Here is a 26,347-nt window from a genome sequence, read left to right on the forward strand (position 1 = left end):
CGAACATCGTACGGAACCGTCCCGCTATGGTGCTGGGATGCTCACCGTGACCTCCGTGAATGTGAATGGGATCCGCGCCGCCGCCAAGAAGGGCTTCGGGGCGTGGCTCGAGGGATCCGACGCCGATGTGGTCTGCCTTCAGGAGGTACGGGCCGAGGAGGGGCAGATTCCGGAGGACGTGCGCAGGCCCGAGGGGTGGCACACCGTGTTCGCGCCGGCCCTCGCCAAGGGGCGGGCCGGGGTCGCGCTGTACACGCGGCGCGCGCCCGAGCGGGTGCAGGTCGGGTTCGGGAGTGACGAGTTCGACACGAGTGGGCGGTATCTGGAGATCGATCTGCCCGGCGTGACCGTGGCCAGCCTCTACCTGCCGTCCGGGGAGGCCGGGACCGAGAAGCAGGACGAGAAGTACCGGTTCATGGGGGAGTTCCTGACGTACCTGGCGGCGCTGAAGGTGCGGGCTGCCGCGGGCGGGCGCGAGGTCGTCGTGTGCGGTGACTGGAACATCTGCCACCAGGAAGCCGACCTCAAGAACTGGAAGACGAACCGCAAGAACGCCGGCTTCCTCCCCGAGGAGCGGGAGTGGCTCGGGAAGGTGTACGCCGAGGCCGGGTACGTGGACGTGGTGCGCGAGCTGCACCCGGACACGGAGGGGCCGTACTCCTGGTGGTCCTACCGGGGGCGGGCCTTCGACAACGACGCCGGCTGGCGCATCGACCTCCAGGTGACGACCCCGGGGCTGGCCGCGAGGGCCGTCAAGGCCTTCGTCGAGCGGGCCGAGACCCACCCCGAGCGCTGGTCCGACCACGCGCCCGTGACCGTCGTCTACGAGCTGGGTTCCTGACCCGCGGCGGAAGCCAGCAGGCGGTCCATCGCCATCGTCAGCTCCGCCTCGACCACGCTCTTCGCCAGCGGGCGCAGGCGCGGGAGCGCGTCGGGCGGGAGGTGGGTGGCGATCAGCTCGGTGAACAGGAGCGCCATCGCGTCCGCGTGCTCGCGGACGCGGCGGCCCGCCTCCAGGACCGCGGACAGGGGGACGCCCTCGCGGACCAGGGCCGAGGAGGCGTCCAGCAGGCGCCGGCTGACGTGCACGATCGCGTCCCCGTCGACGGCGAGGTAGCCGAGGCCCAGGGAGGCCGCCAGGTTCTCCGGGGTGACCTCGCCCTCGAAGTAGTCGGCCAGTGCCTCCGGGGTGAGGCGGACCGGGGTCTCCTCCGACCCGCCCATGCCGAGCAGTTCGCCGAGCTGGCCGACGTCGCGGCCGGACTCGAAGGCGGCGGTCAGCTCGGCGATGCCGCCGAGGGTGTGGCCGCGCTCCAGCAGGGCGGCGATGGTGCGCAGCCGGGCCAGGTGGTGGTCGTCGTACCAGGCGATCCGACCCTCGCGGCGGGGTGGCGGGAGCAGTTTGCGCTCGCGGTAGAAGCGCAGGGTGCGGACGGGGATGCCGGCCGCCTCGGCCAGTTCCTCCGTGCGGTACTCGCGCGCCCTCTTCGCTTGCGTCTCTTCCTTCGCCACAGACGCACCTTATGGCGTACCAGCGGTAACTTTCCGGGCGTGACCCCTACCCATGAGTACGGTGCTGCTCTACCCTCCCGATTGTGCCAGTGATTGCTGGCAGTGTTTCGATGGTGTGCGGCGTTGCGTGGCTGGGACTGCGGATGAAGCGGAAGGCGGCGGGCATGGGTGGCACGGGCGGCTTGGGCGAACGCGAGCATGTGCGCGTGGCGGTGATCGGGTCCGGATTCAGCGGGCTGGGCGCCGCCGTGCGGCTGCGGCGCGAGGGGATCACCGACTTCGTCGTACTGGAGCGGGGTGACTCGGTCGGCGGGACCTGGCGCGACAACAGCTACCCGGGGTGCGCCTGCGACGTTCCCTCGCACCTGTACTCCTTCTCCTTCGCGCCCAATCCGGACTGGCCCCGGACCTTCTCCGGGCAGCCGGCCATCCGCTCCTACCTGGAGCACGTCGCCGACACCTTCGGGCTGCGCCCGCACATCCGGCTCGACTCCGAGGTCCGGATGATGCGCTGGGACGCCGACGAGCTGCGCTGGGAGATCGAGACCGCGCAGGGCGAGCTGACCGCCGACGTGGTGGTCTCCGCGACCGGTCCGCTGTCCGAGCCGAAGATGCCGGAGATCCCGGGGCTCGCCGGGTTCCCCGGCAAGGTCTTCCACACCGCGCGCTGGGACCACGACTACGACCTCGCGGGCAAGCGCGTCGCCGTCATCGGTACGGGCGCCTCCGCCATCCAGATCGTGCCCGTCATCGCCCCCGACGTGCAGCGCCTGACGCTGTTCCAGCGGACCCCGCCGTGGGTGATGCCGCGCACCGACCGGGCCATCACCGCCGTGGAGCGCTGGCTGCACCGCCAGCTGCCCTTCACCCAGGCGGCGCGCCGCGGCCTGCAGTGGGGGATCCGGGACCTCCAGGTCAGCGCCTTCACCAAGCGGCCTGGCCAGCTCGGGCTCATCGAAACGCTCGCCAAGGCCAACATGGCCCGTTCGATCAAGGACCCGGCGCTGCGCGCCAAGCTGACGCCCTCCTACCGGATCGGCTGCAAGCGGATCCTGCTCTCCAGCACCTACTACCCGGCCCTGGCCCGGCCCAATGTGGACCTGGTCGCCTCCGGGCTGAAGGAGATCCGGGGCTCGGTCCTCGTCGCCGCCGACGGGACGGAGACCGAGGTCGACGCGATCATCTTCGGCACCGGCTTCCACGTCACGGAGCTGCCGATCGCCGAGCGGGTGGTGGGCGTGGAGGGGAAGACCCTCGCGGCCGAGTGGAAGGACGGGATGGCCTCGCTGCGCGGAGCGAGCGCGGCCGGCTTCCCCAACTGGATGACGATCATCGGTCCGAACACCGGGCTCGGGAACAGCTCGATGATCCTGATGATCGAGTCGCAGCTCAACTACATGGTCGATTACCTGCGGCAGCTCACCCTCCTCGGTGGAAGCAGCCTGGGCGGGAAGGTCGCGCTGGCCGCGCGGCCCTCCGCCGTGAACAAGTGGAACCGGCACGTGCAGGACCGGATGAAGCGGACGGTGTGGAGCACCGGCGGCTGCACCAGCTGGTACCTGGACGCGCAGGGCCGCAACACGACGGTCTGGCCGGGCACGACGGGCGAGTTCCGGCGTGAGACCCGGACCGTGGACCTCGCCGAGTACGAGGTCGTACGGGTACGGGAGCGCGAGCGGGCCGCGGAGGGCGCCGCGTGAGCCGGCTGACGCACGTCACCTCCGGGCGCTACGCACCGCCCGTCGCGCGGCGGGAGCTCGTCGCCGTCTCGGCCGACGGGGCCCGGCTGCACGTGGAGGTGCACGGGGAGGAAGGGGCGCCGGCCGTGGTGCTCGCGCACGGCTGGACCTGCTCCACCGCCTTCTGGGCCGCGCAGATACGGGAACTGGCCACGGACCACCGGGTCATCGCCTACGACCAGCGCGGGCACGGCCGCAGCCCCGCCGCCCGGGCGCACAGCACCACCGCCCTCGCGGACGACCTCGTGGCGGTACTCGGGGCCGCGCTCGACCCCGGGGAGCGCGCGGTCGTCGCCGGGCACTCCATGGGCGGCATGACGATCATGGCGGCCGCGGGCCGGCCGGAGTTCGCCGAGCACGCCGCGGCCGCGCTGCTGTGCAGCACCGGCAGCTCCCGGCTGATCGCGGAGGCGCGGGTGGTGCCGCTGGCCGCCGGGCGCGTACGGACCCGTATCACCAGCGCGGTCCTCGGATCCCGCGCCCCCCTCGGGCCGGTCACGCCCGTCGCCCGGAAGGTCCTCAAGTACGCCACCATGGGCCCCGGCTCCGCGCCCGACAAGGTCGAGGCGTGCGCCCGTATCGTCCACGCGTGCCCCACCACGGTGCGCCACGCGTGGTCCCAGGTCCTGGCCGGGCTGGACCTCGACGCCGGCGTGGCCCGGCTCGCCGTTCCGACCGCCGTCGTCGGGGGCACCGTCGACCGGCTCACCCCGATCGTGCACGCACGGCGCCTGGCCGCCGCGCTGCCGAACTGTGCCGGCCTCACCGAGCTCACCGGCATGGGTCACATGACCCCGATCGAGGCCCCCGAGGCCGTCAGCACCGTCATACGAGACCTCGTCGAGTCCACGAAGGACACGAGCGGCACCAACGGCACGAAGGAGACGACGGCATGAGTCCTCGCAGGAGTCTGGAAGGCCAGGTCGCCGTCGTCACGGGCGCCGCCCGCGGGGTCGGCGAGCTGCTCGCCCGCAAGCTCTCCGCCCGCGGCGCGAAGATCGCCCTCGTCGGTCTGGAGCCGGAGGCGCTCAAAGAGGTCTCCGAGCGGCTGCACGCCGACAGCGACCACTGGTACGCCGACGTCACCGACCACGAGGCCATGGCCCGCGTCGCGCAGGAGGTCAAACAGCGCTTCGGCAAGGTCGACATCGTCGTCGCCAACGCGGGCGTGGCCGCCGGCGGGCCCTTCGTCGAGTCTGACCCCGACGCCTGGCGCCGGGTGATCGAGGTCAACCTCATCGGCGGGGCCGTCACGGCCCGGGCGTTCCTGCCCGTACTCATGGAGAGCCGCGGCTACTTCCTGCAGATCGCCTCGCTCGCCGCGATCACCCCGGCGCCGATGATGACCGCCTACTGCGCCTCCAAGTCCGGCGTCGAGGCCTTCGCCCACTGCCTGCGCGCCGAGGTCGGCTACAAGGGCGTCAAGGTCGGCGTCGGCTACCTCTCCTGGACCGACACCGACATGGTGCGCGGTGCCGACGAGAACGACGTCATGCGGGAGCTGCGCCAGCGACTGCCGTGGCCGTCGAACCGCACCTACCCGCTCGGGCCCGCCGTCGACCGCATCGTCGCGGGCATCGAGCGGCGCTCGCCGCACGTGTACGCGCAGTGGTGGCTGCGCGGGATGCAGGGGATGCGCGGCTACCTGCCCGGGATGATCGCGGCTGCCGGGCAGCGGGAGATGAAGCGGTTCGAGCCGCGACTGGGCAGCGTCTCCAAGGGACTTGTGGGGGCCGGCGGGGCCGCCGACGAGCAGGAGCGCGCACAGAACCGCTGATCGAAATGCGCGCTTTGTCCACCCGTGAAATTCTGGTCGAGGCCCAACCACCAACACCCCTCATGGAGTGAAAAGCATGGGTATCAAGGACCAGTTCCAGGAGAAGGCGCAGGAGCTCAGGGAGCGGGCCCAGCGGGCTGCCGAAAGCACCCGTGACGAGGCGTCCGAGCGCGTCGCCCCGGTCAAGGACTCGCCGAGGCAGACCTTCGACGACATCCGCGACGAGCTCGACGACCGGACCTAGGCCACGCAGACGCAGCGCCGACAGCGCCGAGGGGCGCGATCCACGGAGTCGTGGGTCGCGCCCCTCCCGCATGCTCACCGCTCACTGCACCGCATCACTGCCTGGGCGGCAGCTTCGGACGGCGCCGGTCCGGTACGTCCGTGTAGCCGGGCGGCACCGCGGCCGGGTCCTGTTCCAGCAGCTCCAGCGCCAGGTGCACGGCATCGTCCAGCTGTGCGTGGCGCCCCTCCGCCCAGTCGAGCGGGGTGCGCAGGATCGCCAGGTCCGGCTCCACGCCGTGGTTCTCCACCGACCACCCGTACTCGGGGAACCAGGCGGCATTCATCGGCACCGTGATCACCGTGCCGTCGCCGAGGGTGTGCCGGCCGGTCATGCCGACCACCCCGCCCCAGGTGCGCTGGCCCACCACCGGACCCAGCCCCAGCAGCTTGAAGGCCGCGGTGATCATGTCCCCGTCCGAGGAGGTCGCCTCGTCGGCCAGCGCCACGATGGGACCGCGGGGCGCGTTGGAGGCGTACGAGACCGGCTGGGCGTTGCGGGTCAGGTCCCAGCCGAGGATGGAGCGGGTCAGCTTCTCCACCACCAGCTCGCTGATGTGCCCGCCCGCGTTGCCGCGTACGTCCACGATCAGTGCGGGCCGGGACATCTCCATCCGCAGGTCGCGGTTGAACTGCGCCCAGCCCGAGCCGCCCATGTCGGGGATGTGGAGGTAGCCGCACCGGCCGCCGCTGATCTCCCGGACCACCTCGCGCCGCTTGGACACCCAGTCCTGGTAGCGCAGCGGCCGCTCGTCGATCAGCGGCACGATGGCGACCCGGCGGGCCCGGCCCTCGCCCTCCGCGGGCTCGAAGGTCAGCTCCACCGTGGTGCCGCCCGCCGCCGAGAGCAGCGGATAGGGCCCGGTCACCGGGTCCACGGGCCGCCCGTCCACGTGGGTGAGCACCGCGCCCTCCCGGATGCCGGTGCCGGCCAGCGGGGAGCGGGCCTTGGAGTCCGAGGACTCGCCGGGCAGGATCCGGCTGACCACCCATGTCCCGTCCCGGGGGACCAGGTTGGCGCCGAGCAGGCCGATCGCCCGCTGGTAGTGCGGGGGGCCCTCGTTGCGGCGCGCGGGGGAGACGTAGGCGTGCGAGGTGCCGAGCTCGCCGAGGACCTCCCGCAGCAGGTCGGCGAACTCGTCCGGGGAGGCGACCCGTTCGACCAGGGGGCGGTACTGGCGCAGCACCCCGTCCCAGTCGATGCCGCACATCTTGGGCTCCCAGAAGTACGCGCGGATGATCCGCCCGGCCTCCTCGAAGGCCTGGCGCCACTCGGCCGCCGGGTCCACCTCGTGCAGGATGCGCCGCAGGTCCAGGTAGACGGTCGAGTCGCTGTCGCCGGACTCGGTCGCCGGGACCGCGCGCAGGTCGCCGTCGTCGTTGATCACGAGCCGGGTGCCGTCGCCGCTGACCGCGAACCAGTCCAGCCCCGAGGCCAGTTCCGTCTTGCGGGCCTTGGTGAGGTCGAAGTGCTCCAGCGTCGGCTTGCCGCTGATGTCGGCCGGGTTGGCGAAGGTCTCGCCGAGCGCGCCCGAGATCGGCCAGCGCAGCCACACCAGCCCGCCGCCGCTCACCGGGTACAGGGCCGAATACTTGGACGCGGTCACCGGGAAGGGGGTGACCCGGCTCTCCAGCCCCTCCACCTCCACGATCACCGCGCCGTCGCCCTCGCCCGAGTCCCCTTCCACCGGGTCGAGTCCGCCCGCCGCGGGCCGTCCCTCGGCGGAGTGCGCGAAGGGGGAGGGCGTCGCGGAGGACAGCGGCACCAGGTACGGGCGGCAGCCCAGCGGGAAGGACAGGTCGCCGGTGTGCACGTCGTAGACCGGGTCGAAACCGCGCCACGACAGGAAGGCCAGATAGCGGCCGTCCCGGGTGAAGACCGGACTCTCGTCCTCGAAGCGGCCGTTGGTGACGTCGACGATGACGCGCGCCCCGGGTCCGGAGATGCGGGCCATCTTGATCTGCCGCAGCGACCGCCCGATGCCCGGATGCGACCAGGTCAGCCACACGCCGTCGGGGGAGAAGGCCAGGTCGGTGACGGGTCCGTTGATGGACCGGATCAGCTCGGTGACTTCGCCGTTGGACTCCTCCGTCGCGTCGATGAGCAGCAGCCGCCCGTCGTTGGAGGCGATGGCGAGCCGCTCCCCCTCCGGATCGGAGAGCAGCTCCGTTACGCGCCCCAGCTCGCCCGAGGCCAGCCGGCGCGGCTCCCGCTCCCCGGAGGCCCGCGGCAGGTAGGCGATCTCGATCGCGTCCTCGCCCTCGGCGTCGGTCACGTAGGCGACCTGACCGCCGCTCCCGAGCATCTCCGGCAGCCGCACCCGCACGCCGGGGGTGTCGGCGATGGTGCGGGCGGGGCCGTCGCGGTGGGTCAGCCAGTACAGGCTGCCGCGCACCACGACCGCGCTGGCCCGGCCGGTGGCGTCCACGGAGAGCGAGTCGACGTGGTTGGCGGCCGGCACCTGGTAGGTGCGCCGGCCCGCGCGCGAGCCCCCCAGCCGGACCTGGAGCTTGCGCGGGACGGCGTCGGGGGCCAGGGAGTCGACGAGCCAGATGTCCCCGGCGCACTGGTAGACGACGCGGCGGCCGTCGCTGGAGGCGTGCCGGGCGTAGAACTCCTCGTGGTCGGTGTGGCGGCGCAGGTCGGTGCCGTCGGGCAGGCAGGAGTACAGATTGCCGACGCCCTCGTGGTCGGAGAGGAAGGCGATGCGGCCGTCCACGAACATCGGGGCGTCGAGGTGGCCGTCGATGTCCTCCAGGAGCCGTTTGCCGTGCAGCCACAGGCGGCCGGTGGCGCCGCCGCGGTAGCGCTTCCAGGCGGCGGGCTCGTGCGGGGGCTTGCCGGTGAGCAGGAGGCTGCGGTGCTCCCCGTCGATGTCGGCGACCTGGATGTCGGAGCAGGGCCCCCAGGGGAGGCGGCCGCCGGGGCTGCCGTCGGTGGGCAGCTTGTAGGCCCAGGCGAAGTACGAGAAGGGCTGGCCGTGCGAGGAGACCGCGAGGACGTTGCCGTCCGGGTCCCAGCCGCAGACGCGGGTGTCGGTGGCGCCCCAGTAGCTGAGCTGGCGGGCGGGGCCGCCGTCGACGGGGGCGAGGTGGATCTCGGGGTCGAGGCTGCGCCAGGTGGTGAAGGCGATGTGCCGGCCGTCGGGGGAGAAGCGGGGGTGGCTGACCCGGGTCCGGTCGACGGTGATCCGCCAGGCCCGGCCGGGGGTCTGGCCGTCGGGGACCAGCGGGGCGACCCAGAGGTCGTCCTCGGCGGCGAAACAGAGGAGGTCGTCGTGCAGGTGCGGGAACCGGAGGTACGCGACGTCGTGACTCACCCCCCAATGCTTTCCGCGCCGGGGAGCCCTGGCAACTCGTACAGGTGATCCAGGTCACCGCCACAAGCGAAACGGAACGGTTTCGTTTCGCTGGGGGTCGGGGGTATCGTCTTAAGCGTACGAAGTAGTTTCGTTCCCACGAGTGGGACGTTCGGACGGGAGAGACGGAGATGACCGAGGCGATGACGGCCCGGCGCAGCCGGATCACCCCCGAACGGCAGGCCGAACTGCACGAGGCGGTCCTCGACCTCCTGCGTGACGTCGGCTACGAGGCGCTGACCATGGACGCGGTCGCCGCCCGTACGAAATCCAGCAAGGCCACCCTCTACCGCCAGTGGGGGAGCAAGCCGGAGCTGGTCGCCAAGGCCCTTCGATGTACGCAGCCCGTCTCGCTGCGGGAAATCGACACGGGCAGCCTGCGCGGGGACTTCGCGCTCATGGTGGAGCACTCCGACGACGCGCAGATGGCCAAGGACACCGCGCTGATGCGGGGTCTGTGCCATGCCGTCCACGAGAGCCCGGAACTCCACAAGGCGTTGCGGGACCTACTGGTCGACCCGGAGATCACCGGGCTGCAGGTGATGCTGCAGCGCGCGGTGGACCGGGGCGAGATCGTCCCGGGGTGCCCGGCCCTGGACTTCGTACCGCACATGCTCATCGGGGCGTTCATCGCGCTCCCGCTGATCGAGGACCGTTCGGTGGACCGGACGTTCCTCGGTGACTTCATCGACGCCGTGGTCTTCCCCGCCCTCGGCGTCTGATCCTCCCCGTCCCCCGCACTGCTCCTGCTGCTCTGACACGCCGCTCTCGTCGTCGGGCCGGCTTTCCACGCCCTGATCCATCCGGATCCATCCCACGACCTGAACGGGAGAACCACCGACGTGGCTACCTTCCTCTATCGAATCGGCAAGGGCGCCTTCCGGCGCCGCTGGCTCGTCGCCCTCGCATGGGTGGCACTGCTGTTCGCCGCCGGCTTCGGCGCGGCCACCGCGTCCGCACCCACCTCCGGCTCGTTCTCGATACCCGGCACGGAGGCCCAGAAGGCCTTCGACCTGCTGGACCAGCGCTTCCCGGGCATGGACGCGCGCGGCGCCACCGCCCGCATCGTCATCAAGGCCCCCGAGGGCGCCAAGGTCACCGACCCCGGCCCCAAGGCCGAGGTCCAGAAGATCGTCACCGGACTGAAGTCCGGACCGGGCGCGGAGCAGATCTCCTCCGTCGCCGACCCGTACGAGACGCAGGCCGTGAGCCAGGACGGCTCCACCGCCTACATCAGCGCCAAGTACGACGTCAGCGGCATGGAGCTGAAGGACGCCACCCGCGACGCGCTCAAGGACTCCGGCACGCAGGCCAAGGCCGCGGGCCTGAACGTCCAGATCGGCGGCGACGCGCTGATGGCGGCCCCCGAGACCGGCTCCGGCGAGATCATCGGCATCGCGGTCGCCGCGGTCGTCCTGGTGATCACTTTCGGCTCGCTGATCGCGGCCGGGCTGCCGCTGCTGACCGCGCTGATCGGCGTCGGCATCGGCGTCTCCTCCATCACCGCGCTCGCCAACGTGCTGGACCTCGGCACCACCACCTCCACCCTCGCGATGATGATCGGCCTCGCGGTCGGCATCGACTACGCCCTCTTCATCGTCTCCCGCTACCGCGCGGAGCTCGCCGAGGGCCGTGAGCGGGACGAGGCCGCCGGCCGGGCCGCCGGAACCGCTGGTTCCGCCGTCGTCTTCGCCGGTCTGACCGTGGTCATCGCCCTCGTGGGCCTGGCCGTCGTCAACATCCCGATGCTGACCAAGATGGGCTTCGCGGCCGCGGGCACGGTGGTCATCGCCGTGCTCGTCGCCCTGACCCTCGTACCGGCCATCCTCGGTTTCGCCGGCAAGAAGGTCCTGCCCGCCGGCCAGAAGAGCAAGCTGTTCGGCAAGGGCAAGCCTGCTGCCGAGAAGAAGGCCAACGGCGGCACCCGCTGGGCCCGCTTCGTCCTGCGCCGCCCGGTCATGGTGCTCCTCGCCGGTGTGATCGGCCTCGGGATCATCGCCGTACCGGCGAGCAAGCTGGAGATGGCCCTGCCGGACGACGGCTCCCAGCCGGTCTCCACCACCCAGCGCCAGGCGTACGAACTGCTGTCCGAGGGCTTCGGTCCCGGCTTCAACGGCCCGCTGATGGTGGTCGTGGACGGGGACAAGTCGCTGGCCGACAAGACCGTCGACCGCATCAAGGGTCTGGACGGCGTGGCCGCGGTCACCCCGCCGAGCCCCAACGAGGCCGGCGACACCTCGGTGATCACCGTCATCCCGAAGGACCGCCCGTCCTCCGGCCTGACCAAGGACCTGGTCCACGAGATCCGCGACGGCAGCGGGGACGACGTCCTCGTCACCGGATCCACCGCGATGGAGATCGACTTCACGCAGAAGATGAACGACGCGCTGCTGCCCTACCTGGCGCTCGTGGTCGGCCTGGCCTTCCTGCTGCTGATGCTGGTCTTCCGCTCGATCCTGGTCCCGCTCAAGGCGGCCCTCGGCTTCCTGCTCTCGGTCGTCGCCGCCCTCGGCGCCGTCGTCGCGGTCTTCCAGTGGGGCTGGCTCAGCTCGGTCTTCGGGGTGGAGCAGACCGGTCCGATCATGTCGATGATGCCGATCTTCATGGTGGGCGTCGTCTTCGGTCTGGCCATGGACTACGAGGTCTTCCTCGTCACCCGCATGCGTGAGGCGTACGTCCACGGCGAGCGCCCGGGCCAGGCCGTGGTGACCGGCTTCCAGTACAGCGCGCGGGTCGTCGTGGCCGCCGCGGTCATCATGATCGCGGTGTTCGCGGGCTTCCTCGGAGCCAGCGACCAGATGGTCAAGATGATCGGCTTCGGTCTGGCCGTCGCCGTGTTCTTCGACGCCTTCGTGGTCCGCATGGCCATCGTCCCGGCGGTACTGGCGCTGCTCGGGCACAAGGCCTGGTGGCTGCCGAAGTGGCTGGACCGGCTGCTGCCGAACGTGGACGTCGAGGGCGAGAGCCTGCGCAAGCACCTCGGGGACGCGGGGGACTCCCCGAAGTCCCCGGAGGGCCCGGGCAAGGACCGCGAGCTGGTCAACGCCTGACCCCGTTCCGTACGGCTGACACCCCGGCCCCGTACCGCCTGATCACCAGGCGGTACGGGGCCGGGGCGCGTTGCGCCTAACGAGTGGCGGAGGCGGAGGCAGAGGCGGGGGCGGGCGCGGGGGCGTACGTGCGGCGCAGGAAGCGGCGCAGGGCCGCGATGTCGAACTGGACCACGGCGACGCCCTCGGGGGAGTGGAACTCCACGACGGCCTGGACGCGGCCGCAGGGCCAGACGCGCACGTCCCCGGTTCCGGTCGGGGCCTGGAGGCCCGCCTCCAGCAGGGCGCGGGGGAAGACCCACTCGTTGTCGGTGCCCTCGGGGGACAGGTCCGCGGGGAAGACGATCCGTACGGCCAGCGGCTCGGACCCGGTGAAGCGCAGGGCCACCGGAACCTTCCGGTAGAGGGGGTCGTCGCTGATCACGCGCGCGGTCACGCGCTCCTCGACGGCGGTCGCGGGGGGATTCTCGGCGGTGGCTGACACGACAAGACTCCTCTATTCGGAACATTCACGTCCGCTTGTCCTCCAGCCTCGCACATTCCGACGAAACCGCACGGAACTATTTGTGACGTAGACGCTCTTGCCAACGGTTTGCAACTGGGCACTACTCTTGAACGGTTCAAGACTGTGAGAAGCGGAGCCACTCCATGCATGTGCCCGACGGATTCATCAACACACCCGTCTCGGTGGCCGCCGGAGTGGTCGCCGCCGCCGCGGTGGCCGTCAGCCTCCGGGGCGCCCGACGCGAGCTCGACGAGCGGACCGCGCCGCTCGCCGGCCTCGTCGCCGCCTTCATCTTCGCCGTCCAGATGCTGAACTTCCCGGTCGCCGCCGGCACCAGCGGGCACCTGCTGGGCGGGGCGCTCGCCGCGATACTCGTAGGCCCCTACACGGGTGTGCTGTGCGTGTCCGTCGTGCTGCTGATGCAGGGCATCCTCTTCGCCGACGGCGGGCTGACCGCCCTCGGCGTGAACATCACCGTCATGGGCGTCGTCACCGTCGTCATCGCCCACCTCGTCTTCCGCGGGCTGCTCAAGGTGCTGCCGCCCGGCCGCCGCTCCGTGACCGCCGCCGCCTTCACCGGAGCCCTGCTCTCGGTACCGGGCGCGGCCGCCGCCTTCACCGCCGTCTACGCCGTCGGCGGCACCACCGACGTGTCCCTCGGCAAGGTGCTCACCGCCATGGTCGGCGTGCACGTGCTCATCGGCATCGGCGAAGCCGCCATCACCGCGGCGACCGTGGGCGCCGTGATCGCCGTACGGCCCGACCTCGTCCACGGGGCCCGCGGGCTGAGCACGCCGCTGAAGCTGCGCGTCGGCGGCGAGCTCGTCGACGCCCCCGCGGCCGCCCCCTCCCCGGTGGCCGCCCGCTCCACCACCACCGTGTGGGCCACCGGCCTGGTCACCGCACTCGTCCTCGCCGGATTCGTCTCCTTCTACGCCTCCGCCAGCCCCGACGGCCTGGAGAAGGTCGCCGCCGACCAGGGCATCGACCAGAAGGTCGAGGAGCACGCGGCGAAGGACTCCCCGCTCGCCGACTACGCCGTCAAGGACGTCGCCGACGCCCGCCTCTCCGGCGGCCTCGCGGGCGCCCTGGGCGTCGGGGCGACCGTGGCCGTCGGCACCGGGGTCTTCCGGGTCGTGCGCCGGCGCCGCGCGACCGAGCCGTCGGCCGTCTGAGATGGGAGCCGGGCACGCCCACAAGCTCTACAGGCACGGCCACTCGCCGGTCCACGAGCTGCCCCCGCACTGCAAGCTCGCCGCGACCTTCGCCTTCGTCGTGGTCGTCGTGTCCACACCGCGCGAAGCGGTGTGGGCCTTCGGCCTGTACGCCGTCCTCCTCGCGGGGACCGCGGCCGCGGCCCGGATCCCGGCCGGCTTCCTGCTGCGTCGGCTGCTGATCGAGGTCCCCTTCGTCGCCTTCGCCGTGCTCATGCCCTTCGTGGCGGAGGGTGAGCGGGTGGAGGTGCTCGGCATGTCGCTCAGCGTCTCCGGCCTGTGGGGCGCCTGGAACGTCCTCGCCAAGGGAACGCTCGGCGTGGCCGCCTCCGTCCTGCTCGCCTCGACGACCGAACTGCGGGCCCTGCTGCTCGGCCTGCAACGGCTCAAGCTGCCGCCGTTGCTCGTGCAGATCGCGACCTTCATGATCCGCTACGGCGACGTGATCAGCGACGAGCTGCGCCGCATGTCCATCGCCCGCCGCTCGCGCGGATTCGAGGCAAGCGGAATCCGGCACTGGGGGGTGCTGGCCAAGACGGCCGGCGCGCTGTTCATCCGCTCCTACGAGCGCGGCGAGCGGGTCTACCTCGCGATGGTCAGCCGCGGCTACGCCGGCTCGATGCCGGTGATCGACGAAGTCGCGGCCACGCGCGCCCAGTGGGCGTACGCGGCCGTACTCCCGCTGACGGCCCTCGCCGTCTGTCTGATGGGATGGACGCTGTGAACCTCACCCCTTCGCTGGAAGTCTCCGGTCTCGCCTACGCCTACCCCGACGGCCACCAGGCCCTCTTCGGGGTGGACCTGACCGTCGGGCGCGGCGAGCGGGTCGCCCTGCTCGGCCCCAACGGCGCCGGCAAGACCACCCTCGTGCTGCACCTCAACGGGATCCTGGGCGGCGGGGTCGGCTCGGTGACCGTGGCGGGGCTGCCGGTGGAGAAGCGGAACTTCGCCGAGATCCGGCGCCGGGTCGGGATCGTCTTCCAGGACCCCGACGACCAGCTGTTCATGCCGACCGTGCGCGAGGACGTGGCCTTCGGACCGGCGGCGGCCGGCCTGCGGGGCGCGGAGCTGGCGGAGCGGGTCCACGGCGCCCTGGAGCAGGTCGGGATGGCGGAGTTCGCCGACCGCCCGCCCCACCACCTGTCCTTCGGGCAGCGCCGCCGGGTCGCGGTGGCGACCGTACTGGCCATGCGGCCCGAGATCCTGGTGCTGGACGAGCCCTCGTCCAATCTGGACCCGGCCTCGCGCCGCGAGCTCGCGGACATCCTGCGCTCGCTCGACGTGACGGTGCTGATGGTGACGCACGACCTGCCGTACGCGCTGGAGCTGTGCCCGCGCTCGGTGATCCTCAGCGAGGGGGTCATCGCGGCGGACGGCCGCACGCAGGAGCTCCTGTGCGACGAGAAGCTGATGCGGGCGCACCGGCTGGAGCTCCCCTTCGGCTTCGACCCCCGTTCGGTGGCGGTGGCCTGAGCGCGGGTGGCCTGAGCACCCGTGGCACGAGCACCCGTGGCATAAGCACCGGTCGTCGATTGTTGGATTGCTCGTGAACATCCAGGGTGTGGTGGCGGAGGGCTTCGAGTCCGTCAGGGACGCGTTCGTACGCAACTTCGAGGTGCTCGGGGACCGGGGCGCGGCGGTCGCCGTGTACCGCGACGGGCGCAAGGTCGTCGACCTGTGGGGCGGCACCAAGGACGCCGACGGTACGGAGCCCTGGACCGAGGACACCGCGCAGGTCGTCCGCTCCGCTACCAAGGGCGTGGCCGCCGCCGTACCCCTGCTGCTGCACCAGCGCGGGCTGCTCGACCTGGCCGCGCCGGTGGGCTCGTACTGGCCGGAGTTCAAGACGGGCGGCAAGGACAAGGTCCTGGTCCGGGACCTGCTCGCGCACCGGGCGGGCGTCCCGGCGCTGGACCGGGGGCTGACCGCCGCCGAGGCCGCGGACGGGGTGTCCGGGGCGCGCGCGGTCGCCGCGCAGACGCCCTTCTGGGAGCCGGGCACCGAGCACGGCTACCACGCGCAGACCTACAGCTGGCTGCTGTCCGAGCTGGTGCTGCGGGCGACCGGCCGCACCCTGGGCTCGATCCTGGCGGAGGAGATGGCGGAGCCGCTGGGCGTGGACTTCTGGATCGGCCTGCCGGAGGCCGAGGCCCACCGGGTGGGCCGGGTGGCCCCGGTCGACCCTCCCACGAGCGCGGGCCTGCTGAGGACCCGGCCGCGGCGAAACGTTTCCGAGGCCTACGCCGACCCGGAGTCCCTCACCCGCCGCGCCTTCGCGGCCATCGACCCGGTGCCCGACGAGAACGCCCCCGCCTACCGGGCCGCGGAGCTCCCGGCCTCGGCGGGCATCGGCACGGCCCGCGCCCTGGCCCGCTTCTACGGGGCCACCATCGGCGTGGTGGAGGACGGCGCCCGGATCTTCACCCCGGAGACCACGGCCCTCGCCGGCCGTGAGCTGTCCGCGGGCCCCGACCGGGTGCTGGTCGTGAACACCCGCTTCGGCCCCGGCTACATGCTGCACGGCCCGGCCTCCCCGCTGCTCTCGCCGGCCTCCTTCGGGCACCCGGGCCGCGGAGGCTCGCTCGCCTTCGCGGACCCGGAGGCGGGGATCGGCTTCGGGTACGTGACCAACGCGCTGGCCAAGTCGGTGACGGCCGACCCGCGGGCGCAGGCGCTGGTCAGGGCGTTGCGCTCCGCGTTGTAGCCGGGCAGAGACAGCCCCGCCGGCGATTGAGGCGCGGGGTCCGGGGCGGAGCCCCGGCAACGGCGCCGGGTCAGCCGGCGTTGAGGACCTCCGCCACCACCGGCCCCGCGGCTTCGCCGCCGTGGCCGCCGCCCTCGACCATGGCCGCCGCGGCCACGTCGCCGCTGAAGCCGGTGAACCAGCTGTCCGGGCTGCCCGCGCCGTCGACCTCCGCGGAGCCGGTCTTCGCGCCCTTGTCCGAGCCGCGGACCGAGGCCATCGCCTCGCTGCCGGTGCCGCTGGTCGCCGTCAGCTTCATCATCTTGACCAGCTGCGCCGACACCCCCGGCTTCAAGGAGCGCGGGGCGTCGGCGAGGGTGCGCCCGTCCAACGAGGCCTTCACGATCACCGGCTGGCGGAACACCCCGGTCCGTGCGGTCGCCGTGATCGAGGCCACGTTCAGCGGGTTCATCGTGATCGTGCCCTGGCCGATGTACGCGGCGGCCGCGCCCGCCCCCGAGACCTCCGGAACCGACCCGTCCACCGAGACGACGCCGGTCTTCCAGTCGAGCCCGATCCCGAAGACCTCCTTGGCCTCCCGGGGCAGCGCGCTGTTGTCCTTCACGTCGTCGATCAGGCTGATGAAGGCGGTGTTGCAGGACTTGGCGAAGCTCGAAGCGAAGGGCTCGCCCTCCGACTTGAAGTTGTTCAGGTTGTGGAAGGACTTCCCCTCCCACGTGGCGGTCGGCGGGCAGGACGCCGGCTTGTCCGCCGCCACCAGGCCCTTCTCGATGAGCATGGCCCCCGTCACGATCTTCATCGTCGACCCCGGGGCGCGGGCCCCCTTCATCGCCGCGTTGAAGTTGTCCTTGCGGTGGTTGGCCACGGCCAGGATCTCGCCGGTGCTCGGCTGGACCGCGACCACGGAGGCCTCGGCGTGCTTCGCCACCGCCTTCTCGGCCGCGGCCTGCACGTCGGCGTCCAGCACGGTCTGGATCTGCCCCGGCTTGCCCTCGGCCAGCGTGAGCAGGGTCCGCTTGGGGGCGTCCTGGGCGGCCGGCTCGATCCACACCTCCGCGCCCTTGGCGCCGCCCGCCTTCTCCCCGTACGCCTTGCGCAGGTCGTCGAGGATGGCGCGCAGCGAGGGGTACTGCTCGGCCGTCAGCTCTTTGCCGTTGCGGTCGAGTGCCTTGACCGGCGGGCTCGCCGGGGTGCCCGCCCGTAGCTTCTCGTCCTTCTGGAGCTGCGGGTGGATCACCGAGGGCTGCCAGTCGACCAGCGGCTTCCCGCTGGTCAGCCCGCGGACGACGGTCAGCTGGGAGTCGTAGGCGAGCGGCTTGGTCGTGCCCTCGTAACTGATCTCCGCTTCGACCTTGAAGGGCACGGTGGTGCCGTTCGGCGTGCCGGGCGTGATCACGGCCTTGGACACGTACGCCTTGGTCTTGAATTCCCCCACCGCGGCCTGCGCGGCCGCGGAGTTGTTGGTCAGTTCGGCGGCCACCCCCGCTTCCCCGGCCGCCCACGCGGCCAGGAAGGCCTTGGCGGTCGCGGCGGTCTCCTTCGCGCTGACCGGCCCGCTGCCCTTCTCCGCCTGGGTGGCGCTCTCGCCGTCCTTCGCGTCGCCGCCCGAGTCCCCGACCAGGGCGTACACCCCGTACCCGGCACCGCCGAGCATCGCGAGAAACACCCCGCCGATGACGGCGCCCTTCGCTGCCCCGTTCACTCTGTCCCCATCCCCCGGGTCCACGGTTCTCTGAACGTGTTCAAAGAACCCTTGGCTCGGACCTTACGCTGTGGAGTGGATCTGTGCGACGTCTGTTACCGGACCGGAACATCCCGGGCGGCCGGCAAATCACTTGGGGGCGGGCCGCCCCTGTCCCTAGAGTGCGGCTGTGGAGCTCACCTACCGGCGGTACGCCGCTGCCGAGGCCGATGACCTGGTCGCCTTCCTCACCGGAGACACCTGGCCGTTCCACGGCTCTGCCGTGGTCGATCCCGACCAGGCCCGGCAATGGGTCTCGGACGGCCGCTACTGCGGCGACGAGAACAGGACCTTCTGGATCGCCGACGGCGACGACACCCTCGGGCTGATCCGCCTGATGGGCCTCGCCGACAGCACGCCCGTCTTCGACCTGCGGATCCGGTCCCCGTACCGGGGCCAGGGCGTCGGCGGCCACGCGCTGACCTGGCTGACGGGATACCTGTTCACCGAGCTCCCGCAGATCCGGCGGATCGAGGCCACCACGCGCCAGGACAACGTGGCGATGCGCCGCACCCTCCGGCGCCGCGGGTACGTCAAGGAGGCGCACTACCGAGACGCGTGGCCCGCGGCCGGCGGCGCGGTCCACGACGCGGTCGGATACGCCGTCCTGCGGCGGGACTGGCTCGCCGGCACGGCGACGGCCCCCGCGTGGAACGACGAGCACATCCTGCGAGGCCGCGGCTGAGCCGCGGCCTCGGCCGAGGCCCGGCCGCGTCGGGCTACACCCAGGTGTCCAGCCACATGCGGCCGCGCCAGGAGTCCATCGGGAGGGACTGGCCCGTGTAGATCGGCCAGAAGTAGATGAAGTTCCACACGATCAGCAAGACCAGCACGCCCGCCCCGATCGCCCCCAGCGCCCGCCGGCGTTCGGACGAGCCGGCCGGGCCCAGCAGGGCGCCGATCATCATCGCCACCGCCAGGCACAGGTACGGGACGAAGACCACCGCGTAGAAGTAGAAGATCGTCCGCTCCTGGTAGTTGAACCAGGGCAGCAGACCCGCCGCCAGCGCGCACGCGATCGCGCCCGCCCGCCAGTCGCGGCGGAAGAACCACCGCCACAGCACGTACAGCAGCGCGAAACAGCCCGCCCACCACAGCAGCGGGGTGCCCAGCGCCAGCACCTCGCGGGCGCACTTGCCCGTCTCGGTCGCCGGGCAGCCGTCGGTGCCGGGTGCGGGGGACTCGTAGAAATAGGAGACGGGCCGGCCCAGGACCAGCCAGCTCCACGGGTTTGACTCGTAGGTGTGCCCCGAGGTCAGCCCCACGTGGAACTTGTAGACCTCGGTCTCGTAGTGCCACAGGCTGCGCAGCCACTCCGGCAGGAACGACAGCGCGCTGCCCTGGTCGTGCTTGGCCGCCCAGTCGCGCAGGTAGCCGCCCTTGCCGTTGTCCGGGCTGAAGATCCACCCCGACCACGAGGCCAGGTACGTCACGATCGCGACCGGGACCGTGGACACGAAGGCGGGCAGCGCGTCGCGGCGCAACATCGCCGCGTACGGGGCGCCCGCGCCCGCGGTCCGGCGCGCGGCCGCGTCCCACAGCACGGCGAGGATCCCGAAGAAGGCCAGGACGACGAAGCCGTTCCACTTCGTGCCCGCGGCCAGGCCCAGGCAGACACCGGCCAGGATCCGGTACGGCCGCCAGCCCAGCCGCAGCGTCTCGGCGATCTTCACATCGGGCCGGGTCCGGCCCTCCTCGTCCACCGGCAGCGCGTCGGCGAGTCTGGCCCGGGCCTTGTCCCGGTCGATGAGCAGCGCCCCGAACGCGGCGAGCACGAAGAACATCAGCACCAGGTCGAGCAGCGCGGTGCGGCTCATCACCAGGTGCAGGCCGTCCACCGCGAGCAGCGCCCCCGCCAGACAGCCGAGGAAGGTGGAGCGGAACAGCCGGCGGCCGATCCGGCACAGCATCAGCACCGACAGGGTGCCGAGCACGGCGGTCATGAACCGCCAGCCGAACGGCGTGAAGCCGAACATCCACTCGCCGAGCCCGATGACCCACTTGCCGACGGGCGGGTGCACCACGTAGCCCGGATCCACCGGCAGGGGGACCCCGTCCGGGTTGGCGAGGATCGACTTGTCGATGTCCTTGGGCCAGCTCGCCTCGTAGCCCTGCTTGATCGTGGCCCAGGCGTCCTTCGCGTAATACGTCTCGTCGAATATCACCGCCTTCGGGCTGCCCAGGTTCACGAACCGCAGCACCCCGGCGACCAGCGCCACCAGCAGCGGCCCCACCCACGACAGGACGCGCTGCCAGGTCCCCCACACCTGCGGCGGCATGCCGAAGGTCATCCACAGCTGCCGGGAGGGCTTGGCGTACGGGGGCACCAGGCGGGTGCGGACGTCCGCGCGCGACGACGCGCCGGCGCCCGCCGGCACGTAGCCGAAGGCGCGCAGGCGGCGCAGCCAGGTGGGCGGCTCATCTTCGCGTCCCACCGGTGAGGCGGGCGGGGCCCCCGCGGGGCTGGGCGGCGGCGTCGCGGTACTGGTCACCGGCACATCGTAGGGAAGAGATCTGTGTGCGCCACCAGTGGCGGGGGGCGGCGGGTCACGGGGCTGAGAGGATGGGCGGGTGACAACTGACCAGCCCCGCGGTACCGAGCCCACCACGACCGCCGCCACGGCCGCAGGCCTGACGGGCACGCTCGTGCTCGCCGGCACCCCCATCGGCGACCTGGCCGACGCCCCGCCGCGCCTCGCGGCCGAGCTGGAGCGGGCCGACGTGGTCGCCGCCGAGGACACCCGGCGGCTGCGCCGGCTGACCCAGGGGCTCGGCGTGCACACCACCGGGCGCGTCCTGTCGTACTTCGAGGGCAACGAGTCCGCGCGCACCCCGGAGCTGGTCGAGGCGCTCCAGGACGGCAAGCGCGTCCTGCTGGTGACCGACGCCGGCATGCCCTCGGTCTCCGACCCCGGCTACCGGCTGGTCGCCGCCGCCGTGGAGAAGGACATCAAGGTCACCGCCGTCCCCGGGCCCTCCGCGGTGCTCACCGCGCTCGCCCTGTCCGGGCTGCCCGTGGACCGGTTCTGCTTCGAGGGGTTCCTGCCGCGCAAGGCGGGCGAGCGCCTCGGCCGGCTGCGCGAGGTCGCGGCCGAGCGGCGCACCCTCGTCTACTTCGAGGCCCCGCACCGGCTCGACGACGCCCTGGCCGCGATGGCCGAGGTCTTCGGCGCCGACCGGCGCGCCGCAGTGTGCCGCGAGCTGACGAAGACCTACGAGGAGGTCAAGCGTGGCGGTCTCGGCGAGCTCGCGGCCTGGGCCGCCGAGGGCGTGCGCGGCGAGATCACCGTAGTCGTGGAGGGCGCCCCCGCGGCCGGGCCCGGCGATGTGGACGACGAGGAGCTGGTGCGCCGCGTACGGGTGCGCGAGGAGGCGGGCGAGCGGCGCAAGGAGGCCATCGCGGCGGTCGCGGCCGAGGCCGGGGTACCCAAGCGCGACGTGTTCGACGCGGTGGTCGCGGCAAAGAATGCGGCACAAAAGGTGCCGTAGGTCGGTAAAGGACTAACCTGAAAGGCAAAGCTCAGACCGCGCACCGGGCGCTTTGGGCATGACTCGCCCAAGGACCGTCCAACACTCGACAGGGCCTGATGCGCTCCCGCCCGAAGAGGCGTCCACTGGCAATGCACCAGTGGAACAAGAGGAGCTGGCATGAGTGAGATCGCAGACACCCCGGCATCCGCAGTCGCGCCCACCGCAGTCCCTGCCGTCGTTTACGCAGCCGACGTGCACACCGTGCACGAGGCGTACTCCTTCGCCTGCATGAAGTGCGGCTTCGGCTGGGAGCAGGGTTACGCGATAGAGCACCACGTCGACGGCAAGGGCGAGCCGTTCATCATGTACACGGTCAACAGCGAGCGGGTGCCCTCCCCGCTGTCCAACCCGACCTGCCTGAACTGCGGCGGACACGTCGTACGCATCATGCGGGCCGGCCAGGTCTCCTCCGTGCTCGGCACGATCGACCGGCTCTACCACCACCGCATCGCCCCCGGGATCGCCGGACCGGTGCCGGCGGGAGCGGACCTCCCCCGCACCCGGAAGCCGCGCGCGCACGACGCTCCCGGACCCGTCTCCGTCGAGGAGGCCGAGCGGGGCCGGGGCTGGTTCGCCCGGCTGCTGGGGCGCCTGCGCCCGTCATAACCGGTCGTAGACGGCCCTAGCCGGTCGGGCCCGGGCCGTCACCGCCGCGGCCGGTCATAAGATCGGCCGCATGAGCTCTTCCCCGGCCTCCTCCGCCTCCAAAGCCTCCAAGGACGCACCGCCGCCGCTGCCCGAGCCCCTCCGGGTGGCGGTGGCGGACTCGCACACGCACCTGGACATGCAGTCCGGCACCGTCGAGGAGGGCCTCGCCAAGGCCGCCTCGGTGGGCGTCACCACCGTCGTCCAGGTGGGCTGCGACGTGAAGGGCTCCCGCTGGGCCGCCGAGACCGCCGCCGCGTACGAGAACGTCCACGCGGCCGTGGCCCTCCACCCGAACGAGGCCCCCCGCATCGTCCACGGGGACCCCGACGGCTGGTCCCGCCAGGGAGCCAGGACCGGCGGCGGCGAGGCCGCGCTGGACGAGGCGCTGGCCGAGATCGAGGCGCTCGCCGCACTCGACCACGTGAAGGCGGTCGGCGAGACCGGGCTGGACTACTTCCGCACCGGGCCGGAGGGGATGGCCGCGCAGGAACGCTCCTTCCGCGCCCACATCGAGATCGCCAAGCGGCAGGGCAAGGCACTCGTCATCCACGACCGAGAGGCCCACGCGGACGTGCTGCGGATCCTGCGCGAGGAGGGCGCGCCGGAACGGACCGTCTTCCACTGCTACTCCGGGGACGCCGCCATGGCCCGGGAGTGCGCCGCCGCCGGGTACTACATGTCCTTCGCCGGGACCGTCACCTTCAAGAACGCCGCGCCGCTGCGCGAGGCCCTGGCCGTGGCCCCGCTGGAGCTGGTGCTCGTCGAGACGGACGCGCCCTACCTCACCCCCGCGCCGTACCGCGGACGGCCCAACGCCCCGTACCTCATTCCGCTGACGGTACGGGCCATGGCGGCGGTCCGCGGCCTCGACGAGGACGCCATGGCCACCGCGCTGGCCGCCAACACCGCCCGCGCCTTCGCCTACTGATCCCGCACCCTCCAGCGGCCGCCACCCACCCCGCGTCGACACGCTGGGTGTCCGGCCGACTTTGGAGAGTGACGACTCCCTCCGCTAGGGTGCCGTGCCCCAACCAGCGGGTGCCGGATCACCAGTGGAGCGAGCGTCGTGAGCGATACGCAGGGCAGTCACCGCCGTGGTGGTCCCGTCCCGGAGGCGTACGAGGATCCCGGCGCCCCGCAACCGGGGGTCCCGGCCCCGCGCCGGGCGGGGCGCCGCCGCGCACGCCAGAGCGGGGCGCCGACGCAATGGCCCGACCCCCAGGCCCCGACGATGCCCGCCGTGCCCGGCCCGGCGGCCGCGCCCGCCGAGGCCGGATCGGGCCGCCGCAGGGCCGCGACCCCCGTCGCGGTGCTCCCCACCCCCTCGCCGGGGCCCGGCACCGGCAGGCGCCGCCGCACCACCCCCGCCGAGCCCCCGGCGGGGACCTGGCGGCGGATCGTGCCGCAGGCCCTGGTCGTCGCCTTTCTCGCCGGGGGCACGACCGCGTTCGTCGCCGCCGACAAGTCGGTACGGCTCACCGTGGACGGGGTCCCCAGGAACCTCCACACCTTCGCCGACGACGTCGACGAGCTGCTCGCCGCCGAAGGCCTCGGCGTCGGCCCCCACGACCTCGTCGCCCCCGCCCCCGGCGAGCCGCTCGAAGACGGCGAGGAGGTCGTCGTCCGCTACGGCCGCCCCCTGCGCCTGACCCTCGACGGGCAGCAGCGCCAGATGTGGACCACCGCCCGCACCGTCGAGGGCGCACTGCGCCAGTTCGGCATCCGCGCCGAGGGCGCCTACCTCTCCGCCCTCCGCACCGCGCCCGTGCCCCGCGAAGGCATGGCCCTGAGCGTCCGCACCGAACGCAGCATCACCTTCATGGCCGACGGCAGCGAACGCACCATCCGCACCAACGCCGCCACCGTCCAGGAGGCCCTCGACCAGGCCGGCATCACCCTGCGGGGCCAGGACACCACCTCCGTACCCCCCACCGCCTTCCCGCGCGACGGCCAGACCGTCACCGTGCTCCGCATCACCGGCACCCGCGAGGTCCGCGAGGAGCGCATCCCGTACGAGACCGAGAAGATCCAGGACCCGGACCTCTTCGCCGGCATCGAGGTCGTCGAACGCGCCGGCCGCCCCGGAGCGCGCAGGGTCACGTACAGCCTGCGCACCGTCAACGGGGTCCGGCAAAAGCCCCGCCCCATCGCCGACGAGGTCGTCCGCGAGCCCGTCACCCAGCTCGTCAAGGTCGGCACCAAACCCCTGCCGAGCTCCGTCGCGGGCGCCGACGGCCTCGACTGGGGCGCCCTCGCCCGGTGCGAGTCCGGCGGCCGCCCCGCCGCCACCGACCCCTCGGGCACCTACGGCGGCCTCTACCAGTTCGACGCCCGCACCTGGCAGCGCCTCGGCGGCAGCGGCCGCCCCCAGGACGCGTCGGGCGCGGAACAGACGTACCGGGCGAAGAAGCTCTACGTGCAGCGGGGGGCGAGTCCCTGGCCCCACTGCGGCCGTAGTCTTACCCGGTGAGCACCGCAGAGCAGCAGCCCAACGAGACCCCTTCTGACGCCCTACTCGGACCGGCCGAGATCCGGGAGCTGGCCGCCGTACTCGGCGTGAAGCCGACGAAGCAGAAGGGGCAGAACTTCGTCATCGACGCCAATACGGTGCGCCGGATCGTGCGCACCGCCGGGGTACGGCCGGACGACGTGGTCGTCGAGGTCGGGCCGGGGCTGGGCTCGTTGACGCTCGCGCTGCTGGAGGCCGCGGACCGGGTCGTCGCCGTCGAGATCGACGACATCCTGGCGGCCGCGCTGCCCGCCACCATCGAGGCCCGGATGCCCGCGAAGAAGGACCGCTTCGCGCTGGTCCACTCCGACGCGATGCTGGTGACGGAACTGCCCGGGCCGGCGCCGACCGCGCTCGTCGCGAACCTGCCGTACAACGTGGCCGTGCCCGTCCTGCTGACCATGCTCGACCGCTTCCCGAGCATCGAGCGGACCCTGGTGATGGTGCAGGCGGAGGTCGCCGACCGGCTGGCCGCCGAGCCCGGCAACAAGGTGTACGGGGTCCCCTCGGTCAAGGCCAACTGGTACGCGGACGTCAAGCGCGCCGGGGCCATCGGCCGCAAGGTCTTCTGGCCCGCCCCGAACGTCGACTCCGGGCTGGTCTCGCTGGTGCGTCGCGCCGAGCCGATCAAGACCACCGCCTCGAAGGCCGAGGTCTTCGCGGTCGTGGACGCGGCCTTCGCGCAGCGCCGCAAGACGCTGCGCGCCGCGCTGGCCGGCTGGGCCGGCTCGGCGGCGGGCGCGGAGGCGGCGCTGGTCGCCGCGGGCGTCTCCCCGCAGGCGCGCGGGGAGTCGCTGACGGTGGAGCAGTTCGCCGCGATCGCCGAGAACAAGCCCGAGGCGGAGAGGCCCGCACTGTGAACGTGACCGTACGAGTCCCCGCGAAGGTCAACGTGCAGCTGGCGGTGGGCGCGGCCCGGCCCGACGGTTTCCACGACCTCGCGAACGTCTTCCTCGCCGTCTCCCTCTACGACGAGGTCACGGCGACGGCGGCCGACGAGCTGACCGTGACCTGCACGGGCCCCGACGCCGACAAGGTCCCCCTGGACCGGACGAACCTCGCCGCGCGCGCCGCCGAGATCCTGGCCGAGCGCAACGGCCTCGCGCCCTCGGTCCACCTCCACATCGCGAAGAACATCCCCGTGGCGGGCGGCATGGCGGGCGGCAGCGCGGACGGCGCGGCGGCCCTGCTGGCCTGCGACACCCTGTGGGGGCTGAACACCCCCCGCGCCGAGCTGCTGGACATCTGCGCGGAGCTCGGCAGCGACGTCCCCTTCAGCCTGGTCGGCGGGGCCGCGCTGGGCACCGGCCGGGGCGAGCTGCTGACCCCGGTGGACGCCGGAACCTTCCACTGGGTGTTCGCGGTGGCCGACGGCGGCCTGTCCACCCCGGCGGTGTTCCGCGAGTTCGACCGCCTCACGGCGGGCACGCCGGTCCCGGCCCCCGAGGCCTCCCCGGCGCTGCTCGCCGCCCTGGCCTCCGGCGACCCGGACCGGCTGGCCGTCACGCTGGCGAACGACCTCCAGCCGGCGGCCCTTTCGCTGCGGCCGCAGCTGGCGGACACCCTGGCGGCGGGCACGGACGCCGGAGCGCTGGCCGCGCTGGTCTCCGGCTCGGGGCCGACGACGGCGTTCCTGGTCCGGGACGAGGAATCGGCGGAAAAGGTGGCTGCGGCGCTGTTCGCCTCCGGCACGTGCCGCGCCACTCGCGTGGCCTCGGCCCCGGCCCCCGGGGCCACGGTCCTGGCTTAGCCAGCCCCGCCGGCGTTTGAGGCGCG

23 protein-coding genes are annotated in these 26,347 nt (G+C 72.5%); 18 read left to right on the top strand and 5 right to left on the bottom strand.

Annotated elements, in window-relative coordinates; genetic code table 11:
• Nucleotides 1-37: 37 nt before the first annotated feature.
• Entirely contained in the window at nt 38-841 is an 804-nt protein-coding gene (locus ACZ45T_RS14205; protein WP_468440880.1) for an exodeoxyribonuclease III, read from the top strand.
• On the opposite strand, the gene ACZ45T_RS14210 is transcribed toward ACZ45T_RS14205, so the two are convergent.
• Nucleotides 823-1,512, bottom strand: coding sequence for a MerR family transcriptional regulator (locus tag ACZ45T_RS14210; protein WP_468440882.1), 690 nt, complete (start codon nt 1,510-1,512; stop codon nt 823-825). The two genes, ACZ45T_RS14205 and ACZ45T_RS14210, sit on opposite strands and share 19 nt — an antisense overlap.
• Before the next feature lie 143 nt (nt 1,513-1,655).
• Here ACZ45T_RS14210 and ACZ45T_RS14215 point away from each other — a divergent pair, with 143 nt between their 5' ends.
• The 4 genes from ACZ45T_RS14215 (at nt 1,656) to ACZ45T_RS14230 (ending at nt 5,272) form a co-directional block, all read left to right on the top strand.
• Entirely contained in the window at nt 1,656-3,212 is a 1,557-nt protein-coding gene (locus ACZ45T_RS14215) for a flavin-containing monooxygenase (RefSeq protein WP_468440884.1), read from the top strand.
• Nucleotides 3,209-4,147, top strand: coding sequence for an alpha/beta fold hydrolase (locus tag ACZ45T_RS14220; RefSeq protein WP_468440886.1), 939 nt, complete (start codon nt 3,209-3,211; stop codon nt 4,145-4,147). Before ACZ45T_RS14215 ends, ACZ45T_RS14220 begins: the two co-directional genes overlap by 4 nt.
• Nucleotides 4,144-5,028 carry an SDR family oxidoreductase gene (locus tag ACZ45T_RS14225; protein WP_468440888.1) on the top strand — a complete coding sequence of 295 codons (885 nt, stop codon included), beginning with the start codon at nt 4,144-4,146 and terminating at the stop codon, nt 5,026-5,028. Before ACZ45T_RS14220 ends, ACZ45T_RS14225 begins: the two co-directional genes overlap by 4 nt.
• 76 nt (nt 5,029-5,104) lie before the next feature.
• Nucleotides 5,105-5,272 carry an SPX domain-containing protein gene (locus ACZ45T_RS14230; protein WP_468440890.1) on the top strand — a complete coding sequence of 56 codons (168 nt, stop codon included), beginning with the start codon at nt 5,105-5,107 and terminating at the stop codon, nt 5,270-5,272.
• 94 nt (nt 5,273-5,366) lie between these two features.
• On the opposite strand, the gene ACZ45T_RS14235 is transcribed toward ACZ45T_RS14230, so the two are convergent.
• On the bottom strand, nt 5,367-8,630 hold the full coding sequence (locus tag ACZ45T_RS14235) for a S41 family peptidase (RefSeq protein WP_468440892.1): 3,264 nt from the start codon (nt 8,628-8,630) through the stop codon (nt 5,367-5,369).
• Nucleotides 8,631-8,800: 170 nt separating this feature from the next.
• On the opposite strand from ACZ45T_RS14235, the gene ACZ45T_RS14240 reads away from it, so the two are divergent.
• Together ACZ45T_RS14240 and ACZ45T_RS14245 are read left to right on the top strand one after the other, a co-directional pair.
• Nucleotides 8,801-9,391, top strand: coding sequence for a TetR/AcrR family transcriptional regulator (locus tag ACZ45T_RS14240; RefSeq protein ID WP_468440894.1), 591 nt, complete (start codon nt 8,801-8,803; stop codon nt 9,389-9,391).
• Nucleotides 9,392-9,511: 120 nt separating this feature from the next.
• On the top strand, nt 9,512-11,719 hold the full coding sequence (locus tag ACZ45T_RS14245; RefSeq protein WP_468440896.1) for an MMPL family transporter: 2,208 nt from the start codon (nt 9,512-9,514) through the stop codon (nt 11,717-11,719).
• A gap of 76 nt (nt 11,720-11,795) precedes the next feature.
• Here ACZ45T_RS14245 and ACZ45T_RS14250 read toward each other — a convergent pair whose 3' ends face one another.
• Entirely contained in the window at nt 11,796-12,203 is a 408-nt protein-coding gene (locus ACZ45T_RS14250) for an SsgA family sporulation/cell division regulator (protein WP_468440898.1), read from the bottom strand.
• 164 nt (nt 12,204-12,367) lie between these two features.
• Between ACZ45T_RS14250 and ACZ45T_RS14255 the strand changes: the two genes are divergently transcribed.
• The 4 genes from ACZ45T_RS14255 (at nt 12,368) to ACZ45T_RS14270 (ending at nt 16,142) form a co-directional block, all read left to right on the top strand.
• Nucleotides 12,368-13,399: an energy-coupling factor ABC transporter permease gene (locus ACZ45T_RS14255; RefSeq protein ID WP_468440900.1), complete on the top strand. Its 1,032-nt coding sequence runs from the start codon at nt 12,368-12,370 to the stop codon at nt 13,397-13,399.
• A gap of 1 nt (nt 13,400) precedes the next feature.
• Complete coding sequence (cbiQ, locus tag ACZ45T_RS14260) at nt 13,401-14,162, top strand: cobalt ECF transporter T component CbiQ (RefSeq protein WP_468440902.1); 762 nt, start codon at nt 13,401-13,403, stop codon at nt 14,160-14,162.
• Nucleotides 14,150-14,911 (top strand): energy-coupling factor ABC transporter ATP-binding protein, encoded by a 762-nt coding sequence (locus ACZ45T_RS14265; RefSeq protein ID WP_468440904.1) that lies wholly within the window; start codon nt 14,150-14,152, stop codon nt 14,909-14,911. Before cbiQ ends, ACZ45T_RS14265 begins: the two co-directional genes overlap by 13 nt.
• Before the next feature lie 73 nt (nt 14,912-14,984).
• Nucleotides 14,985-16,142, top strand: a complete 1,158-nt coding sequence (locus ACZ45T_RS14270) for a serine hydrolase domain-containing protein (RefSeq protein ID WP_468440906.1) — start codon at nt 14,985-14,987, stop codon at nt 16,140-16,142.
• 70 nt (nt 16,143-16,212) lie between these two features.
• On the opposite strand, the gene ACZ45T_RS14275 is transcribed toward ACZ45T_RS14270, so the two are convergent.
• Nucleotides 16,213-17,844: a penicillin-binding transpeptidase domain-containing protein gene (locus tag ACZ45T_RS14275; protein WP_468440908.1), complete on the bottom strand. Its 1,632-nt coding sequence runs from the start codon at nt 17,842-17,844 to the stop codon at nt 16,213-16,215.
• A 169-nt stretch (nt 17,845-18,013) separates the two neighbouring features.
• Between ACZ45T_RS14275 and ACZ45T_RS14280 the strand changes: the two genes are divergently transcribed.
• Nucleotides 18,014-18,568: a GNAT family N-acetyltransferase gene (locus ACZ45T_RS14280; RefSeq protein ID WP_468440910.1), complete on the top strand. Its 555-nt coding sequence runs from the start codon at nt 18,014-18,016 to the stop codon at nt 18,566-18,568.
• A gap of 34 nt (nt 18,569-18,602) precedes the next feature.
• Here ACZ45T_RS14280 and ACZ45T_RS14285 read toward each other — a convergent pair whose 3' ends face one another.
• Nucleotides 18,603-20,375, bottom strand: a complete 1,773-nt coding sequence (locus tag ACZ45T_RS14285) for a dolichyl-phosphate-mannose--protein mannosyltransferase (RefSeq protein WP_468440913.1) — start codon at nt 20,373-20,375, stop codon at nt 18,603-18,605.
• Nucleotides 20,376-20,514: 139 nt separating this feature from the next.
• Between ACZ45T_RS14285 and rsmI the strand changes: the two genes are divergently transcribed.
• The 6 genes from rsmI (at nt 20,515) to ACZ45T_RS14315 (ending at nt 26,321) form a co-directional block, all read left to right on the top strand.
• Entirely contained in the window at nt 20,515-21,372 is an 858-nt protein-coding gene (gene rsmI / locus ACZ45T_RS14290) for a 16S rRNA (cytidine(1402)-2'-O)-methyltransferase (protein WP_468441130.1), read from the top strand.
• A 159-nt stretch (nt 21,373-21,531) separates the two neighbouring features.
• Nucleotides 21,532-22,020: a hypothetical protein gene (locus ACZ45T_RS14295; protein WP_468440915.1), complete on the top strand. Its 489-nt coding sequence runs from the start codon at nt 21,532-21,534 to the stop codon at nt 22,018-22,020.
• A 70-nt stretch (nt 22,021-22,090) separates the two neighbouring features.
• Nucleotides 22,091-22,990, top strand: a complete 900-nt coding sequence (locus ACZ45T_RS14300) for a TatD family hydrolase (RefSeq protein ID WP_468440917.1) — start codon at nt 22,091-22,093, stop codon at nt 22,988-22,990.
• A 303-nt stretch (nt 22,991-23,293) separates the two neighbouring features.
• On the top strand, nt 23,294-24,532 hold the full coding sequence (locus ACZ45T_RS14305) for a ubiquitin-like domain-containing protein (RefSeq protein WP_468441132.1): 1,239 nt from the start codon (nt 23,294-23,296) through the stop codon (nt 24,530-24,532).
• Nucleotides 24,529-25,431 (top strand): 16S rRNA (adenine(1518)-N(6)/adenine(1519)-N(6))-dimethyltransferase RsmA, encoded by a 903-nt coding sequence (gene rsmA, locus ACZ45T_RS14310; RefSeq protein ID WP_468440919.1) that lies wholly within the window; start codon nt 24,529-24,531, stop codon nt 25,429-25,431. Before ACZ45T_RS14305 ends, rsmA begins: the two co-directional genes overlap by 4 nt.
• Nucleotides 25,432-25,433: 2 nt before the next feature.
• The gene (locus ACZ45T_RS14315; protein WP_468440921.1) at nt 25,434-26,321 is read left to right on the top strand and encodes a 4-(cytidine 5'-diphospho)-2-C-methyl-D-erythritol kinase; all 888 of its coding nucleotides are present in this window, start codon (nt 25,434-25,436) and stop codon (nt 26,319-26,321) included.
• Nucleotides 26,322-26,347 lie beyond the last annotated feature (26 nt).

The organism is Streptomyces sp. NPDC030995 (assembly GCF_055571215.1).